Origin of the sequence: Aestuariibacter sp. A3R04 (assembly GCF_018860805.1) — a bacterium.
In the GTDB taxonomy this organism is placed as follows: Bacteria; Pseudomonadota; Gammaproteobacteria; order Enterobacterales; family Alteromonadaceae; genus Alteromonas.
In genome coordinates, this window is record NZ_JAHKQR010000011.1 from 460,413 (window position 1) to 477,410 (window position 16,998).

General features: G+C 48.3%; 12 protein-coding genes. 8 read left to right on the forward strand and 4 right to left on the reverse strand.

The window, feature by feature from the left end:
* Positions 1-165: 165 nt before the first annotated feature.
* The gene (gene ffh / locus KO518_RS11395; protein ID WP_216025953.1) at positions 166-1,551 is read left to right on the forward strand and encodes a signal recognition particle protein; all 1,386 of its coding nucleotides are present in this window, start codon (positions 166-168) and stop codon (positions 1,549-1,551) included.
* Between the two features lie 100 nt (positions 1,552-1,651).
* Here the strand turns inward: ffh and KO518_RS11400 are convergent, their stop codons facing one another.
* The gene (locus tag KO518_RS11400; protein ID WP_216025954.1) at positions 1,652-2,410 is read right to left on the reverse strand and encodes a DUF6174 domain-containing protein; all 759 of its coding nucleotides are present in this window, start codon (positions 2,408-2,410) and stop codon (positions 1,652-1,654) included.
* Positions 2,411-2,749: 339 nt separating this feature from the next.
* Here KO518_RS11400 and KO518_RS11405 point away from each other — a divergent pair, with 339 nt between their 5' ends.
* The 4 genes from KO518_RS11405 to KO518_RS11420 all read left to right on the forward strand — a co-directional run bounded on the left by KO518_RS11405 (position 2,750) and on the right by KO518_RS11420 (position 8,915).
* Complete coding sequence (locus KO518_RS11405) at positions 2,750-6,430, forward strand: ATP-binding protein (protein ID WP_216025955.1); 3,681 nt, start codon at positions 2,750-2,752, stop codon at positions 6,428-6,430.
* Positions 6,427-7,062, forward strand: coding sequence for a hypothetical protein (locus KO518_RS11410; protein WP_216025956.1), 636 nt, complete (start codon positions 6,427-6,429; stop codon positions 7,060-7,062). Before KO518_RS11405 ends, KO518_RS11410 begins: the two co-directional genes overlap by 4 nt.
* On the forward strand, positions 7,059-8,279 hold the full coding sequence (locus tag KO518_RS11415) for a phosphoenolpyruvate carboxylase (RefSeq protein ID WP_216025957.1): 1,221 nt from the start codon (positions 7,059-7,061) through the stop codon (positions 8,277-8,279). Before KO518_RS11410 ends, KO518_RS11415 begins: the two co-directional genes overlap by 4 nt.
* 228 nt (positions 8,280-8,507) lie before the next feature.
* Complete coding sequence (locus KO518_RS11420; RefSeq protein WP_216025958.1) at positions 8,508-8,915, forward strand: TerB family tellurite resistance protein; 408 nt, start codon at positions 8,508-8,510, stop codon at positions 8,913-8,915.
* Positions 8,916-8,986: 71 nt separating this feature from the next.
* Here KO518_RS11420 and KO518_RS11425 read toward each other — a convergent pair whose 3' ends face one another.
* From KO518_RS11425 to KO518_RS11435, 3 genes are all read right to left on the reverse strand, one after another.
* Positions 8,987-12,103: an efflux RND transporter permease subunit gene (locus tag KO518_RS11425; protein ID WP_216025959.1), complete on the reverse strand. Its 3,117-nt coding sequence runs from the start codon at positions 12,101-12,103 to the stop codon at positions 8,987-8,989.
* Entirely contained in the window at positions 12,096-13,148 is a 1,053-nt protein-coding gene (locus KO518_RS11430; protein ID WP_216025960.1) for an efflux RND transporter periplasmic adaptor subunit, read from the reverse strand. Before KO518_RS11430 ends, KO518_RS11425 begins: the two co-directional genes overlap by 8 nt.
* A gap of 129 nt (positions 13,149-13,277) precedes the next feature.
* Entirely contained in the window at positions 13,278-15,035 is a 1,758-nt protein-coding gene (locus KO518_RS11435; protein WP_216025961.1) for an ABC transporter transmembrane domain-containing protein, read from the reverse strand.
* A 401-nt stretch (positions 15,036-15,436) separates the two neighbouring features.
* Here KO518_RS11435 and rpsP point away from each other — a divergent pair, with 401 nt between their 5' ends.
* The 3 genes from rpsP to trmD are packed head-to-tail and all read left to right on the forward strand — an operon-like array spanning position 15,437 to position 16,996.
* On the forward strand, positions 15,437-15,688 hold the full coding sequence (gene rpsP, locus KO518_RS11440) for a 30S ribosomal protein S16 (RefSeq protein WP_070126901.1): 252 nt from the start codon (positions 15,437-15,439) through the stop codon (positions 15,686-15,688).
* A gap of 25 nt (positions 15,689-15,713) precedes the next feature.
* The gene (gene rimM, locus KO518_RS11445; protein WP_216025962.1) at positions 15,714-16,235 is read left to right on the forward strand and encodes a ribosome maturation factor RimM; all 522 of its coding nucleotides are present in this window, start codon (positions 15,714-15,716) and stop codon (positions 16,233-16,235) included.
* The gene (trmD, locus tag KO518_RS11450; RefSeq protein ID WP_216025963.1) at positions 16,235-16,996 is read left to right on the forward strand and encodes a tRNA (guanosine(37)-N1)-methyltransferase TrmD; all 762 of its coding nucleotides are present in this window, start codon (positions 16,235-16,237) and stop codon (positions 16,994-16,996) included. The genes rimM and trmD overlap by 1 nt, the downstream gene beginning before the upstream one ends.
* The last annotated feature ends 2 nt before the right edge of the window (positions 16,997-16,998 follow it).

The following is a 16,998-nucleotide window of genomic DNA, read 5'->3' on the forward strand; positions in this document are numbered from 1 at the left end:
AGCCTGTATTGTTACTGCAAGTTCAACAAAAATTCAACCAGAACCATTGTTTTTGCGTTGTTTGATAGAATATATCGTCAATACACCCAAACAAGGTTCGTTGTAGTACGCTTTTTCGCTATAATAACCGACAATTGAAAATGAAGAATACAGAAGCCACTTGATATGTTTGAGAATTTATCCGAACGCCTTGGCCAGACACTGCGAAACGTCAGTGGGCGGGGCAGACTCACCGAAGACAACATCAAAGAAACGCTGCGGGAAGTGCGTATGGCACTACTGGAGGCAGACGTTGCCTTACCCGTAGTAAAAACATTTGTTGCTCAGGTAAAAGAGCGTGCCGTGGGCACAGAAGTGACCAAGGCGCTAAAACCAGGTCAGGTATTCATCAAAATTGTCCAGTCAGAACTGGAATCTGTCATGGGGGAGGCCAACGAAAAGCTGAATTTGTCTGCCCAACCACCTGCCGTTGTACTTATGGCGGGTCTTCAGGGGGCAGGTAAAACGACCAGCGTGGGTAAGTTGGCGAAATACCTCACGGAGCGCGAAAAGAAAAAAGTGCTGGTGGTCAGTGCGGATATTTATCGTCCGGCAGCTATCAAGCAGTTGGAAACCTTGGCGCAAGAGGTTGGAGTTGGTTTTCATCCCTCGTCTGTCGAACAAAAACCCATAGACATTGTGAACGGCGCAATCGATGCTGCAAAGAAACAGTTCTACGATGTACTTTTGGTCGATACTGCGGGTCGTTTGCATGTCGACACGGATATGATGGACGAAATAAAAGCGTTGCACGGTGCCGTGAAACCAGTGGAAACACTATTCGTGGTAGATGCCATGACAGGTCAGGACGCGGCGAATACGGCCAAGGCTTTTAATGACGCGCTCCCTCTGACTGGGGTTATTCTCACTAAAGCCGATGGCGATGCCCGTGGTGGGGCGGCCTTGTCGGTCCGAGAGATCACCGGCAAACCGATTAAATTCATCGGTATGGGTGAAAAAGTGGATGCCCTCGAACCATTTCATCCCGAGCGCATTGCATCGCGTATCCTGGGAATGGGGGACGTGCTTAGTCTTATCGAAGAAGTCGAAAGAAAAGTCGATAAGGACAAGGCGCAAAAACTGGCCAAGAAAGTCCAGAAAGGGAAAGGCTTTGACTTACAAGATTTCAAAGAACAGTTAGAGCAAATGCGCAATATGGGTGGCATGATGGGGCTGATGGATAAGTTGCCTGGCATGGGAGGCATGGCGGATAAAATTAAAGATCAGGCAAACGAAAAACAGTTTACGCAAATGGAAGCCATTATCAATTCTATGACGCCGGGCGAACGCGCACGCCCGGATATTATAAAAGGTTCGCGCAAACGTCGCATCGCGGCTGGTTCCGGCACTCAGATTCAGGACGTAAACCGTCTGTTGAAACAGTTTACGCAAATGCAGAAAATGATGAAAAAAATGTCCGGTGGTGGCATGAAGAAAATGATGCGCCAAATGAAGGGCATGATGCCCCCTGGTGGTATGGGCGGTGGCGGTGGAATGTTCCCTCCCAGATAATCCAATCGCGAAAGTAAAGGACTCCCTGAGGTGATATCGTCTACCCCGGGGGTTTTTACTATCTGTCGCCGCGATTTTTGGTCGTGTGACGTATACCTGGTTATTCCGTCGGAATAAGGGTTACACTGATGTCACGGGTAATCACATGACATAAATCTTTTGCAATACCAGTATCGTTTAATGTCACAGTATTATACCCGGGTTTTTCAATGGTAATGTCAAAGTAGCCATCTTGCTCCGGTAGCAAGGATACCGGAGCGCTGGCATCACAATTTTCATCTGTGGTGACGACTGTCTGGTTATCATCTTTATCTTCCACGGTAATGGTTACACCACATGCAGCAGGTTCATTGTTGTCAAAAATTGACAGAGATATGCCGGGCACTTCTACCTCTGCGCATGTCACTTCGTCAGCAGGAATGAGATCATTGACAGTGATAGTGTATTCGTCGTCGGCAATTTGTTTATCGCCATCAACACTTATAAAGGTTGGATAACCCAGTTCCGGGTGATAGCTCACGGTCAAACTTTCTGCACGACTTTCTTCAATGGCAATGCGATGGAACAATTCACTGATGGTTTGTGTATCGTATTCGTCTAACTGCAGCCGTGCTTTCGTTGTCATATTGGCAATGGAAATGATCTCGTTGTTTTCTACCAGTACAAGCCGTGGGTCACTGGTTTCCTGGGAACAGAAACAGGACAGCTGCGATTCAAATTGATAGTCACTGATTTGCTTATTTTCCCACTTCGCTCGGTTGGCGTTCAGCGCGTCGAGAATGTCGCTGCTATCACTGTTACATGCTTGTAAAAACGGCAATAAACAAAACGGCAAAAAAAAGGTGCGTTGTTTCAACATAATCGTTACCTCAAAATTAAGTGAGGAGATCATTATTTAACACTGTGAGTTGGTTAACTGTAACTTGTTGTAACTATATTGCTATCTTTTGTGATTGAAAAATGTGCACGTACAACGTCTGCTGGATATCGAAACTGGGCAACAGGCGCATTTCATAATAAACTGCCGCCTCTTGAATTTTGACGAAACAGATGGTGTTTATTTCACCTGTCCGGAAAAGCGAAGCCGGTAGCTTGTGATTTTCACCTTCGTATCTGGGAATGCGGTCGGGCAATACATTACTCGAACAAGAACATTGTGCATTTGCCAGACTAACGCCGACACGACAACAGGATTTTTATGGCCGGTTTAAAACGAATTATTCTCATCGATACACACTTACCTGGTGTGGTTGAACTAAAATTGGATGGTCACACCAATATATGCGGTACCAACGCTTCGGGGAAAACCACATTACAACGGCTTATCCCCGTGTTTTACGGAGAGTATCCAAGCAGGGTCGTACCGGCCACGAGAGATAGCTTCGAACGCTGGTATTTGCCGCGAACCTCATCTTTTATTATTTATGAGTATACAAGAGCGGAAGGCGACTTGTGTCAGGCGGTGTTGAGCTCCAATGGCACGGGCGTTAACTATCGCTTTATTGGTAAACCCTTTGACATTGATGATTACCTGATTGCACAGAAAAACGGGAAGCATGTAAGTGTGAGTAGCGCAGAACTGGCCCGTGGGATGAAGCGCAACAACATTCTGGTAACAAGCCTGCTGACCACAAAAGATTTTCGCGCCATTTTGCAAAACGACCACGGTGTGCTTAATCAGAGTAGCAATGCGCGGGAACTACTGGGTTACGCGCGTATCTTTAGCCTGTGTCCGCCTAATCTGCACGTGCGTCACATTGAGAAACTGGCTAAAGCTGTGCATTCCAAAGAAGGTAAAATGGAAACCATTAAAGCCATGATTGCCGCCATTTTGGAAGAGGATGGGGTGCAGCCACCTACCTCTAATCTCAGTCGCACCCGAGTGGATGACTGGTTGCGGGAATGCCAGCTTATCAAGCAGTTCGATCGAATTCGCCCTGAGTTTGCGAAACTCGAACAAGCTGATATGGCCTTGTCGTCTACGGAACAACAGTTGGCGATACTCAAGCACGTGTTTGAAGCCGACAAAACCTATTTGACTGAAGCAGTGGCGAAGGCAAAAAACGCGCTGGAAGATAACCAGTTTGATCGCAAACAGAATGAAACGACCTGGGCTGAACACCGGGATATGCTGAATCAAACTGTGTCGTCGGCTCGCGCTGACGTTGAAAAGTACACCGCTGAACTAGATGCGGTTGAAGAAGAGTTTCAGCGTTGGCAAGACGAAGACATTGAACAGCTCAAAGAAGACGTGGCTAATTTAAGTCAGTGGCAAAACGAACGTCAAACCCTGTCAGGTCGATACACTCTCCTTACTGAAAAGCACCAAGATATCGAATCAACGTACAATCGTCGAATTGCTGAATTAGGAGAGCAACTGAGTACGCATTTGGAAGCGTTGTCCGCAAGTCGGCAGGAAGTCGCTGAAAAACGCGGAGATCTCCAGCAACAGGAGAGAGACGCGTTACAAGCTATAAAAGATAATTATTCCCAACAATTACAATCGCTTAGTCACGCTCATCAGAATGCGTTGAGCGATGTGAAGGTGGTGGTAGCGGAATTAAAGTCCGCGTTGAATAATGCGGGTTTTAACGAGTTTGAGCAGTCTCAGCTGGACTTGCTCGATGCAGCAATAAAAGATGCCAGTATCAGTGAAGATGCAGCAAGGGCTGAATATCGAAAGGCACAACAGGAACACAGTCAGGCGGTTCAACAACGCCAGGATGCGTCGTCAACATTGGACAAAGCAAGAGCGCAGTACCAGTTGGCGGAGAGACAGGTCGAGAGTATTCACCAACTGCTTTATCCCGGCGAAGGTTCTTTACTGGAGTTTCTTCGTGGCAACCTTGAAAACTGGGAGCAGACTTTAGGAAAAGTCATTCGTCCGGAACTGTTGAAACGCAAAGATCTGGCGCCAGCGGCGGCACCGGGAGACAGTTTATTTGGGATATCTTTAGCCTTGGAAGCGCTGGACACTCCCGAGTACGCCAATACAGAACAAGAACTAAAAGCGCAGTTGCAATCGGCTGAAGCGGCACTGGCGGATGCGTTAAACACGCAAAACGATGGTGAAGCTGCATTGGCAAAAGCCAACGAAAACGTGCGAAATGCAGAGCTGGCCCTCACCCAGAAAGACAACAGCGTACGCAGTGCTGAAGCAACCCGAAAGCGAGCTCAGCAGGATCGCGACAGCGTATTAAGTGAATATCAGCAAGCACTTGCAGAGAGAAAGCGAAAAGCGCGTAAAAAATTGGATGACAGTGTTCAGGCCAGAAAACAACTTGTTGCCCAGTATGAGCTTGACCGAGAAGAAATGAAAGATCAGCAGCGCGAGGCAGAAACAGAGCACAGTTTTCACTGGCAACAGCTTATTGCTGACGCTGATGCCCGCATCGCGCAACTTGACAGTGATATTCGTAAAGCGAAAGAGACCGCGGCGAAAGATCGCCGTGATATGGAGCAGTGGCTTAAAAATGAACTGAATAATCGCGGTGTGGATGTGGATGAAATCGGCGCCATTAAAAAGCGAATCAATGCGCTGAAAGAAGATATTTATCGCACGGAAACAAACCGGCATAAAGTACAGGATTACGAGCGTTGGTATCAGACGGTATTTACCGGGCATAAAGTTACTTGGCAGAATGCTTTATCGACCGCAAGAAAGGCGCTGGCAGAAGCTGAGCGTTCTCTGGCGCAAAAGCAAAGTGCATATCGAGAACAACGGGAAGCGCTTAAGGAGCAGCAAAGTAAACTTGAGTCTGCTTTGAAAATTGCATCTGAACAGTACGAGCAAGTACTGAGTTTTGCGAAAAACCTGGCAAAAATTACGTTGCCATCGGCAACGCCGACAAGTGATGCAAGACAAGATGAACTGTCTATTAATCAGCGTCTGTCTCAGGTGCAAAGTGCGCTGCAAGAGCGAGAGAATTTGCTGTCTGATGTGAAAGCCTATGTGGAACGGTTCGACCAACTTATCGCTGCACAAGCGGGTACCGGCTTGTCTGACACGTGGGAGCGTGCTCGGGAGGAATGCGCCACAATGAATGTCCACGGAGTGAAGAGTATCGATCATCGCCGAATGGTGACGCATCTGGCTCAATTGCTCAATGTCATCGTGCCGCAAAAATTGCAGGGGCTAAAAGAACAGGGGCGAATATTCGGCGCCGATCTCAGTCAGTACTATTTCGTACTGGCCGATATTGATAAGCGCATTGTTTCACAAAGTCGTCGCATTACCAAAGAAGTTGATGGAGAGCTGTTCCTGGACGGCGTTTCCGATTCGGCTGTAAAAATTCGCTCTCGCATCAGTGAACTTGAATTTTGGCCGGAACTGGAGCAGTTCCGGAGGCTTTACCAGGCCTGGATGGAGCAGGGCGCGAATGAATTGCCTGATGAAGAGTATGGTCAGAGTATGCGAAGTGTGCTCGACATTCTCGGTCGTGCGGCGCTAACAGGTGGTATCAGTAAGCTACTTGATATTGAGCTTCATTTACGGGAGGGCAACAGTGATTTGGTGATCAGAACCGACCGTCAGCTCAATGAGTCATCCAGTCATGGAATGGCGTATTTGATATTGTGTAAATTTCTACTGGCGTTTACCCGTTTACTGCGTGGCCAAGCGGAGACCACTATCCACTGGCCTATTGATGAACTGGGTACGTTGCACCAAAGTAATGTAAAGAAAATATTCGACGCCTGTCAGAATAATAACATCAGTGTTGTAGGCGCGTTTCCGAATCCCGAATCTGATGTGCTTGCGCTGTTTGCAAATCGTTATCTGATCGATAAAGTTAGCCGGCAACTGCAGGTGGTTGAGCCCAAAGTCAGCGCCATCGCCGAAAGAATTAAAGCCCGTCGTGAACAGGAGGCGTCCGCATGATGTCAGAACAAGGCCGAATTTTAAGTATGCTTTTGCAAGGGCATTTTATTTGCCAGGTTAGTGATGAAGAAGCCTGGCGCTTTTTGAAAAGTCGCGATAATGCAGAAAAACTGGAACCTCATTTAAATATTCTTAACCGAACCCTTGCGTCAACAGCAGAAGGCGATGTATTTTTTTCCGCTTATTTGTCTATCGGCGATGAGGAGAGAAAAGTACTAACACAGCAATTTCAAGACACAGCATCAGCATTGGTGCCATTGGTGGAATGGTTGCTCTTGGTTCAGCAGGCCAGTGAATCGGATATGCCCGTTACCATGGGTAACGCCATTCGTCTAAATGAATTGCAGAGCGTGATCGAAGACACACCCGCTTACGCTGAGCAACTGGAAAAGATTTCCCGCTACCGCTTGTTTAATTCCACCAGTGTGAACCTTGATGGGCAAATTAAGCAGGTGTTTAAGCGGTTAACTGACATGGGATATTTGATAAAACCGAATGCTGAAAAGCAAATTTATCTGGTGACGGGAAAGGTCGAACACCTTTTTGAAATGATTAAATTTATTGATGAAACGGAATCTTTGTCACTTTCAGAACAGGCGGAAGCCGCCGTTCAGCAGGGTAGCCTGCTATGAGTCAACCGTTGATTGAGGCTGGCACACGGTTACTCAATGCCATGGGTCGGCACAGTGATCTCATTATGCAGGCTTACATTACCGGTTCGGTAAATGAAAGTGACTACAGCCGCAAAGTGCTCGACCAACTCGTTCAACTCGGTGTGCTATGGCGCCCTGATCCACAAAGTCCACTGAGACTAAAAAATGCCGTGCGCACTTTGCTGGAAGGCAGTTTACAAGATGACAGAAACCGCACTATTACCACTAACATCACGGCGTCTTTAGCGAGCTTGAGAACTTTAGCTGAGCACTATAAAGAAGCATTGCATTACCATCGGTTCAACGAAGCACACGCCCACATGGGCGATTTAACTGAACACGTTTATCAGCTCACTGAATCACTGACGAACAGCGTTCGGGTACTCTTCAGCCGCATTAACAACGAATTTGGTTACGTGTCTTCTGTGGAAGCTAAAATTCGCGAAAACGAATTGGCTCAGGGGCAGGTAAGCGACTTGCTTCAACAACTGGAGAGTTTCCATTTTGATCAGCTCAGTGAGCTTGCCGGCAGTAACCGCGAGCTCAGACACCTGCTAGTGGTAGCCTTGCAGCAGAGCTTTGCAAAAGCAGCTCAGGAGCTGTCAGTCGTGCAGGCTCGCCTGTTAGATTTACTGGGGCGATTTAGGGAATTTCAGGGCCGTACACGCATACTTAAAGGCTTCCTGTTGCACATGGAGCAACAACCTGATTTTGCCCCCAGTAATTATGCTGCGCTCAGTCAGATCCCCGTATTGTTCAACCAGTCAAATCATGTACTCGCCGGTGCCAGCGCCGATGTTAATCGCGTGGAACACGAGACGGAATACCAGAGTATTGTGTCTACCCTCACTGATATACATCGCGCTGCAAGGGATGCGTCGGACACTGAGGCTTCCCAGGAAATTGACGTCTCTGAACAAACCAGTATTTCTCTTGAAAAAGACCCGATTCATCTCGCTGTGGATGACTACTTCTGCGATGTCATTGATTCCGGGCAGCCAAAGTCAGCACTTAGCTATTATGCCGAGCATGATTTGCCTTTTGACCCGGAAGTGTGGCTTTACCAGGTAATTGGTGGTTACCAGGCCCTGGACGACAATGACAAACGCTTTTTTGCCCTAGATGCTAATGGTGAACCCCATCGGATTTTTAGTGGAAATTTCTATATTAATGACGTCACTTTGGGGTTGCGTTAACCGTCTCAATACTCGAGATGAAAGACATCAGTAAATGGGAGAATTAGTTAAACAAAAAGTGACATTTTTGTTAATGCTACTATAATAAATGCCTGTGTAACATACTGAACTTTATGTAGCAGCTATGCGTAATAGGCGTGTCACAATTGGGAATTAGTGTGACACGCAATCGTTGATTGCAGCAATCAGCAAAACTGTTAAGGCATATGGCACACAACGGAGAATATCATGCAGTTGTCCCATGAACAGGCATTCAATCAGGCATTAATCCGCCTGTCAGTCCTTTTGTACCAGGTCGATGGCAAAGTTACCTTGTCGGAACAAGATTATCTGGAGTCAATTATTAATGAGCTCAACTGGCAGAGTCCTATTTGTCGCGAAGCATTTTTCACTGATGCCATATACCAAACGCGGCAAGTGCTCGACGCCGGTGAAGAGCAGCATTATCTTCGCACCCTACAGTCGGATCTCATTTACAATGCCGACAAAGCCCTGGAGGTAGCAATGGGGATCACTGGTATCGATGGCGAGCGCAGCGAAGAGGAAACTGAATTGTTGTCATTGCTTACTCACAAAGTACTGGCAAAGGCGCTGGTTAATCGGGCTAAGCCTGTATCTTCTCAGGAATTAAATTAGCATCTGAGGAAGACCAGAAAAAACGCATCTTAACAGATGCGTTTTTTTATGCCTTTCAACGATAATGTGTTTCAGGCAATTTGCTGCTCATCAGCTGCAGAGAGCTCTTTTTCCAGCCTTTGTGTTTCATCCGCACGGGGCTTGGTAAAACGCGCCAGTGCGAGATACAACACAGGTGTCAGGTAGAGAGTAAATATCACCGCGATACCCAGCCCACCGAAGACTACCCAGCCGATAGCATTTCTTGATTCCGCGCCAGCACCGGTAGATAAGATAAGTGGTAGGCCGCCAAGAATGGTGGATACTAAGGTCATCATAATAGGACGAAGACGCACTTTCCCCGCTTCCACAATGGCATCGTAAACGGAATGGCCATGATCGCGCAGTTGGTCGGCAAATTCGATAAGCAAAATCGCGTTTTTCGCCAGAAGCCCAATGAGCATCACAAGGCCGATCTGAGAATACACATTGATGGTGGTATTTGTCAGGTATAGTGCGTAAATGGCTGCAGCAATACCAAAGGGAACTGTAAGCATCACGACTACGGCGCTATTTACACTCTCAAATTGCGCTGCTAATACCAACAGCACTATGACAAATGCTAATACGTAAGTCAGGGCCACTTGACGCGAAGTTTCTTCAAAGGTTTGTGCTTCACCTAAAAATACCAGACCGATGCCGTCTGGCAAAGTCTCGTTACCCAGGCTACGCAACTTCTCCACAGCCTCGTTGATGGGGTAATCTTCAGGTAGTTCCATTTCAATTTGAATTGCTCGTCGCTGTGCTTGGCGCTCGAGTTCCGCAGCCACGCCTTCTTCTGTGATGAAGGCAACACTGGACAGGGGAACCAGAGAACCATTGGTCGATTTAACATACAAACTGGTGAGATCTGAGGGATTACTGCTATTGCGGTTGCTTGACTGCAGCATAATAGGAATGGCCTGATCGCCGACGTTGAGATCGGCGATATCGTCACCGTTAACGGCAGCCCGCAACGTGGATGCAATATCGCTAAGCGGCACGCCTAACTCTTCAGCCCGGCGACGATCGATATTGACGCGCATTTGTGGCTGTGTGGGTTCGTAGCTAACCCTAGGTGTCCCGAGTTCTGGAATGGTCTCTTCAATGGCGCGGGCAAAATCCAGCGATGCGTCATAAATACTGTCATAACTGCTTCCGGTGAGCGCGATTTCCATGCCCCCTCCCTGACCACGCAAGTTTAAACTATTGCCACCAAAGGCGTTTCCGGGGGCTCCGGGAATGGCCTGTAATTTAGGTCGAATTTCTGACACGATTTCCTGCAGGGATTTGTCTCTGTCATCCCAATGCTTAAGTGGAACTGTGATGAAAACGATATTTGGATCCCATGAACCCACTACTGTGTAGATGGAGTCAACAGTGCCATTGTCAACATAAGGTAGAAGCACTTCTTCCATTTTGTGAGCTTGTCTGTCCATAAAATTCATGCCGGCACCATCCGGACCTCGTGCAAAAATACGTATGGTTCCCCGGTCTTCGCTTGGCAGTAGTTCGTTATTGATGTGTTGAGCTGTGAACCAGGCACCACCTGCGGCAATCAAACTCAATAATACTACCAGCCAGGCGTACTTCAACGCCCACAACAGTGATGATTGATAAGCTCTTAAGCACCCGTTACCGAAACGCCCCAGTGTTTTTGAAAATAAGCTTTGTTTGTCGCCCTGTTGCTTAATAGGTAGCCGAGCGGTTAGGGCAGGAACCAGTGATAGGGCAACGAATGAAGAAATAATCACTGCACCAGCTAACACACCTCCGAACTCCCTGAACAGGCGTCCGGCAGTGGAGGGCAAAAAAGCGATGGGAATAAACACAGAGGCGAGTACCGCCGTTGTTGCCACCACAGCAAAGAATACTTCCCTTGTACCAATCACGGCGGCAGCCCTGGCACCAAGCCCCATGCCTCTGCGACGTTGAATATTTTCAGATACCACGATGGCATCATCAACAATCATACCCGTTGCCAGTACCAACGCCAGCAGGGTGAGAATGTTGATAGAAAAACCCAGCATCCAGATCACGCCGAGAGCACCGGCTAATGAGACTGGGATAGACAGGGCTGGAACAATGGTGGCTCGCCAGGAGCCAATAAATATCAGTAGGGTAAATACAACCAGGACCACGGTAATGGTGAGTGAACCTACTACTTCTCCCACTGAGTCGCGGATAAATTCCGCATCGTCACTGGTAACTACAATGTCCATGTCCACAAAACGCTTGTTGAGGTCTTTCACCATGGCAATAACTTCGTCAGAAATTTCTATGGTGTTGGAACTGGCCTGTCTTACCACGCCAAGGCCGATAACCGGTTTGCCGTCCAATCTAACCAAACTGGTACTGTCGGCAGGGCCAAAAAACACGCTGGCTACATCTCCCACGCGAATATCGCCACTGACTACTATATTGGCTACATCTTCCGCTGATACAGAAGTCGCATCGGCCCGCACAATTAAGGACTGATCCTGTGACTGTATACTCCCAGCCGGAACATCAAACGGGGCCAAGGCTAACGCATCGCCCACATCTGTCATCGAGAGTCCGAAACTGGTGAGTCTCAGCGGATCAACGGACACCCGTAGTACGCGCTCTCTGTCTCCACGCAATTGCACATCTGCTACGCCGGGTATACTCAAAAAGAGTGGCGCAAGATCGGTATCCACCCGCTCAGTTAATGTTTCCATGTCCAGAGTATTGCTGGATACGGCCAGACTGACCACCGCTTGGGCATCGTTGTCGGCGCGAATAATAGACACTTGTTCTACGTCTTCAGGCAGTTGCCGCTGTACCCGGCTTACTGATTCTCGGGTTTCGTTTGCTGCATCCTCAAGGTTTATGCCAGGGCGAAATTCGACGCGTACCCGTGCGGAACCCTCTTCACTTTGCGCATAGATGTTTTTCACACCACTGACGCGTGCAACCGCACCTTCGAGTCTGCTGGTTACTTCAGCATCCACCGTTTCCGGTGACCCTCCCGGGTATTGTGCCGTGACCGTCACCGTTGGGGTGTCGACGTCGGGTAATTCCCGAACTTCCAGGCCGTTGAGCGCAGCAAAGCCTGCAATGGCAATTAAAAGGTTTAGAACAACAATAAGAACAGGGCGGCGAATTGACAGTGAGGGGAGATCGCCAGTCTGTAAGGCGTGTTTACCCATTTTGAACGCCCCGCGCCAGTTCTGTGGTGATTTCTTGTCCTTCGCGGAGGCGCTGTATGCCTTCAGCGATTAGCATATCGCCCGGCGCGAGTTCGCCAGATACCAGAATTGTCCCACGCAAACGTTGATGAACATTGACGTCTACACGCTTGGCTTTACCGTTTTTGGCTACCCATACATACGCACCGGTAGCCCCCCACAGCAGTGATGCCTCTGGTACTGCCGCGTATTCATTGCCATTAATAGCCAAATTGACACGAAAACTCATCCCGGGCCGGTAATTATCTGCGCTGTTATCTAAAATGGCTTTGGCCCGTAGTGTGCGATCTGTTTCACTGATGCGGGAATCGACCTCGGCAATTTCAGCCTGCAGGCTCGTATCGCGATTTGTCCACGGTTGCAGGCTAACTTCAGGGTTATTGAGCAGTACGTTTAGCGAGGCTTCAGGGGCGCGAAAATCCACAAATAACTTGCTTCTGTCATCCAGTGTTGTGATAACTGTAGTCGTGGTAATGCGGTCACCTACCTCTACATCGGTCAGGCCTACGACCCCGCTAAAGGGCGCTTCAATGGCCCGGTCTTCCAAATCTGCTTTTGCTTCTGCCAATGTGACTTCTGCCAGATCTCTGGCCGTTTGCGCCAAATCCAGTTCGCTTTGGGGGACGGCACCCTTCGCGCGACTTTCCTGCAAACGTTTGTAGGTACGCTCTGCATCCAGCAATTGCAATTCCGCACGCCTAACGGCTACGCGCTGACGTCGGTCATCCAGTCTGACCAGAACTTTTCCCTTCTCCACGTGCTGTCCGGGAACAAAGTTGACTTCGGTAACTTCATCTGCCACGGCTGGATACAGTACAACTGAACGCACAGCTTCTGCTGTCCCTACTGCTTCTACATCTCTTTTCTCAAATTGAAATTTGACTTCTTCGAGCACTACCAGTTTTGCTTGTTTGTCGCCGAAGTATTGGGCGCTTGCCTGATTCCCTGCAACGGTTAACAGTAAACTTAGACCCAAAGCTACTGATTTAATCACTTGCTTGTTCATTGTATTTCCAAAAAAATCGGTTGTCCGTATTAAGTGCGAGTGCATTGTGCTGCTTTGCACCTTGATTATGACTGCGCAATGACGATTTGTTATTTTTATTTACAAGTGTGTAATAGCATCACAGGCCGATCAGCTAAGCAATTGCAATTCAGCGTACTCTCTGTACAGTGCATCGTTTTCCATGAGTTCATCGTGTTTTCCCGTATTTATAACGCATCCCCTATCCATAACTACGATGCGATCCACGTGTCTGACTGTGGCCAGCCGGTGGGCGATAATAATGGTAGTACGACCTTGCATAAGCTTGTTAAGGGCTTCCTGAACCATTTTTTCACTGCGCGCATCCAAGGCGCTGGTCGCTTCGTCGAGAAGTAGTATGGGGCGATTGGCTAGCAGCGCTCTGGCAATGGCAATACGTTGTTTTTGTCCGCCCGATAGCCGCACACCTCGTTCTCCTAACTGGGTGTGATAACCGGCGTCGAGTTCGTCGATAAATTCGTGGGCAAAGGCGGACCGTGCAGCGCGTTTAACATCGTCGTTCGACGCGTTGGGCCTACCGTAGCGAATATTTTCCATCACCGTACCGGCGAACACCACGGGTTCTTGAGTCACAATAGCTATATGGGCGCGAAGAGAATCAAGGGTTTGCGAAGTGATGGGTTCATGATCCAGACAAATTTGGCCTTGTTGAATGTCATAAAAACGCATGAGTAATTGAAATAACGTGGTTTTTCCTGCGCCGCTTGCACCGACCAGTGCCACCTTTTCGCCGGCTGCGATATGTAGCGTGAGATCAGTAAACAAGGGACGGGCGTCAGGGTACGAGAAGTGCACGTTTTCAATGCTAATTGATGGCGGTGTGTGCTGATTGACCTGCCGATGTGCCAAACCTTCTTCAATGCTCGATTCGGTGGCAAGTAATTCCAGTAACCTTTCGCTGGCACCTACACCCCGTTGTACTTCCCCAATAACTTCACTAATGGTGGCTATGCTTCCACCTGCCATAATCGCGTAGAAGAGAAACGCCGATAATTCCCCTACGGTCATTTCCTGAGAAAACACTTGTCTGGCACCAAACCAAGCTATTACTACAATAGCCCCTATACTCAATAACATGATCAGTCCAATGAGCATCGACCGATAATGAATGCGTTTTTGGGCGGCATTCATAACCTCATTCACCCCACTGGTGAATAGCCTGACTTCGGTTGCTTGTGCGTTAAATGCCTGAACGGTTGAAATTTCGTGCAGGCTTTGATCAATATGCGCCCCCAGGTTTGCCAGGGTATCCTGACTTTGTTTGGCGTATCGCCTGACTTGAGGAGCGAGGATTCGGATGGGGATTAACACTGCAGGTACGGCCAAAAGTACACAAAATGTCAGCGTTGGACTGGTAAAAACCATCAGCGTTAGCGCACCGACAAATGTAATGGTCGAGCGTATTGCCATAGACAGGCTCATGCCCACGACAGTTTGTAACACGGCGGTGTCACTGGTAAAACGGGATATAACTTCACCTGTGCGCTGGCGGGCGAAAAAAGAAGGAGGCAAGGTCAGTAAATGTGTATACACCGACAGCCGAATATCAGCACTGATCCGCTCTCCGAGCCAAGTCATCAGATAGAAGCGGGCATAGGTTGCCACGCTGGCGACGGTGGTGATTATTAACACTCCGACGACGGCACGGTTAAGTATATCGGCATTGTCCTCGATGAGTCCGCGGTCTACGGCAATTTTTATACCTTGACCCAGTATGAGCCACGCAGCCGAGGCGACGAGCAAAGCGGCAATAGCGCCGACCACCTGCCAGCGATACGGCAGTAGCAGGGTGCGTAACCACTTGAGCACACTGCCAGAGGTGACGATTGAAGAAGAGGGCGATGACATCGAAGAAGAAACCTTAAAAAGCAGCAGTAAAATATGGTGGGAGTGTACGTAAAACTCGGTAAAATCGCTGGCTAAATAAGACCGTTACCAAAGACAATCAGATGAAAAGGCAGGAAAGGCCTCAAGCTCAAAAAGAGGGAAGAGGTTGGGGAAATATCCAGTGGCCCGGGAGCGTCTGAAACAGGTTAAACCTCGCAGGTACAGACAAACGACGAAGACTTGTCATGTATCCCCCATCGATAGAACAATGGTTTCTATTAGTATTAACAAGTTAATTGTTCATAAACATTGCAAATTAAGCTGGGATCCGTATAATTCTGCGGCCTTCCAATTGGTGTCAGCAATTGCTTAGCACTGGGAAGGTAAGTTAACAGTAACGCTACAACGAGTTTGAGGCAACTATGGTTACTATTCGTTTACAGCGTGGTGGCGCAAAAAAGCGTCCATTTTATCAAGTAGTTGTGGCTGACAGCAGCCGCGCAAGAAACGGTCGTTTTATTGAAAACATCGGTTTCTTTAACCCAACTGCACAAGGTCAGGCTGAACGTCTGCGTTTAGATCTTGAGCGTGTAGAATACTGGGTTGGTGTTGGTGCGAGCTTATCTGAGCGCGTCAACAGCTTGGTAAAAGAAGCTAAAAAAGCGGCAGCGTAAGCTGTCCTAAATCTGGTAGGTAGAGATGAGTCAAGCGTCTGACAAAGTGATTATTGGCAAGATCGGTGCGCCCTATGGTGTGAAAGGTTGGGTCAAGATCAACAGCTTTACTGATGTACCAGAAGGTATTTTTGACTATGCGCCCTGGCAACTCGGTGATGGGAAAGAATATCAAATTGACCAGTGGCGACCCCACGGTAAAAGCCTGGTGGCAAGAATAGTAGGTATCGAAAGTCGTGATGACGCCGAGCGCATCAAGAATTTAGATATCTGGATTGATGAACACCAGTTACCCGAACTTGATGAAGGTGAATTTTACTGGCGGGAGCTCACCGGCATGCAGGTGGTAACTACGCAAGGTTACGATTTGGGTGTGGTGAAAGATGTGTTTAACACAGGTGCAAATGACGTTTTGCAGGTCCGCGCCAAGGTGAATGATGCATTTGGTCAAAAAGAAAGATTATTACCGTATGTGATGGATTCCGTCATTAAATCGGTAGATAAGGTTGAAAGTGTAATAACGGTAGACTGGGATCCGGGGTTCTAGTGACTGCGGAGAAATGGTTCGGCGTTATCAGTTTGTTTCCTGATATGTTCGCACCCTTTATGCAACAAGGCGTTGTGGGAAGGGCGGTGAAATCGGGCATTCTGGATGTCGAGATGTTTAACCCACGGGATTACACTCACGATCGTCATCGTACTGTCGATGATCGCCCTTACGGCGGTGGTCCGGGTATGTTGATGATGGTGAAGCCGTTAACAGACGCCATTGCCGCGGCCAAACAAGCCGGCGGTGAACATGCAAAGGTGATTTACTTATCACCACAGGGTAAAAAGCTGGATCAGGCAGGGGTTAAACACCTTGCCAGCAATGACCGTATGATTTTTATCTGCGGACGTTACGAAGGAATCGATGAGCGCGTCATTGAAGCCCATGTTGATGAAGAATGGTCAGTAGGGGATTACGTGTTAAGCGGTGGTGAATTACCAGCGCTGGTGCTTATGGATGCAGTAGCCAGAATGGTACCGGGCGTGCTCGGTCATCAGGCTTCTGCCGTCGAAGATTCTTTCACCGACGGGTTACTTGATTGTCCGCATTATACGCGGCCTGAAATACTTGACGGTAAAGCGGTTCCTCCTGTGTTGTTGAGCGGTGATCACGAAAAAATCAGACAGTGGCGACAGATGCAATCGCTGGGGAGAACCTGGCAGCGTCGCCCTGAGTTATTAAACTACCTAGCTCTGACTGAGGAGCAGCAGCGTCTTCTTGAAGTATTCAAGTCGCAGTTGCAGCAAGATGACAGTTAACT

Excerpts from the sequence above, each read along its gene's own strand:
- ffh (WP_216025953.1), top strand. The coding sequence starts at position 166 with ATGTTTGAGAATTTATCCGAACGCCTTGGCCAGACACTGCGAAACGTC.
- KO518_RS11400 (WP_216025954.1), bottom strand. The coding sequence starts at position 2,410 with ATGTTGAAACAACGCACCTTTTTTTTGCCGTTTTGTTTATTGCCGTTT.
- KO518_RS11405 (WP_216025955.1), top strand. The coding sequence starts at position 2,750 with ATGGCCGGTTTAAAACGAATTATTCTCATCGATACACACTTACCTGGT.
- KO518_RS11410 (WP_216025956.1), top strand. The coding sequence starts at position 6,427 with ATGATGTCAGAACAAGGCCGAATTTTAAGTATGCTTTTGCAAGGGCAT.
- KO518_RS11415 (WP_216025957.1), top strand. The coding sequence starts at position 7,059 with ATGAGTCAACCGTTGATTGAGGCTGGCACACGGTTACTCAATGCCATG.
- KO518_RS11420 (WP_216025958.1), top strand. The coding sequence starts at position 8,508 with ATGCAGTTGTCCCATGAACAGGCATTCAATCAGGCATTAATCCGCCTG.
- KO518_RS11425 (WP_216025959.1), bottom strand. The coding sequence starts at position 12,103 with ATGGGTAAACACGCCTTACAGACTGGCGATCTCCCCTCACTGTCAATT.
- KO518_RS11430 (WP_216025960.1), bottom strand. The coding sequence starts at position 13,148 with ATGAACAAGCAAGTGATTAAATCAGTAGCTTTGGGTCTAAGTTTACTG.
- KO518_RS11435 (WP_216025961.1), bottom strand. The coding sequence starts at position 15,035 with ATGTCATCGCCCTCTTCTTCAATCGTCACCTCTGGCAGTGTGCTCAAG.
- rpsP (WP_070126901.1), top strand. The coding sequence starts at position 15,437 with ATGGTTACTATTCGTTTACAGCGTGGTGGCGCAAAAAAGCGTCCATTT.
- rimM (WP_216025962.1), top strand. The coding sequence starts at position 15,714 with ATGAGTCAAGCGTCTGACAAAGTGATTATTGGCAAGATCGGTGCGCCC.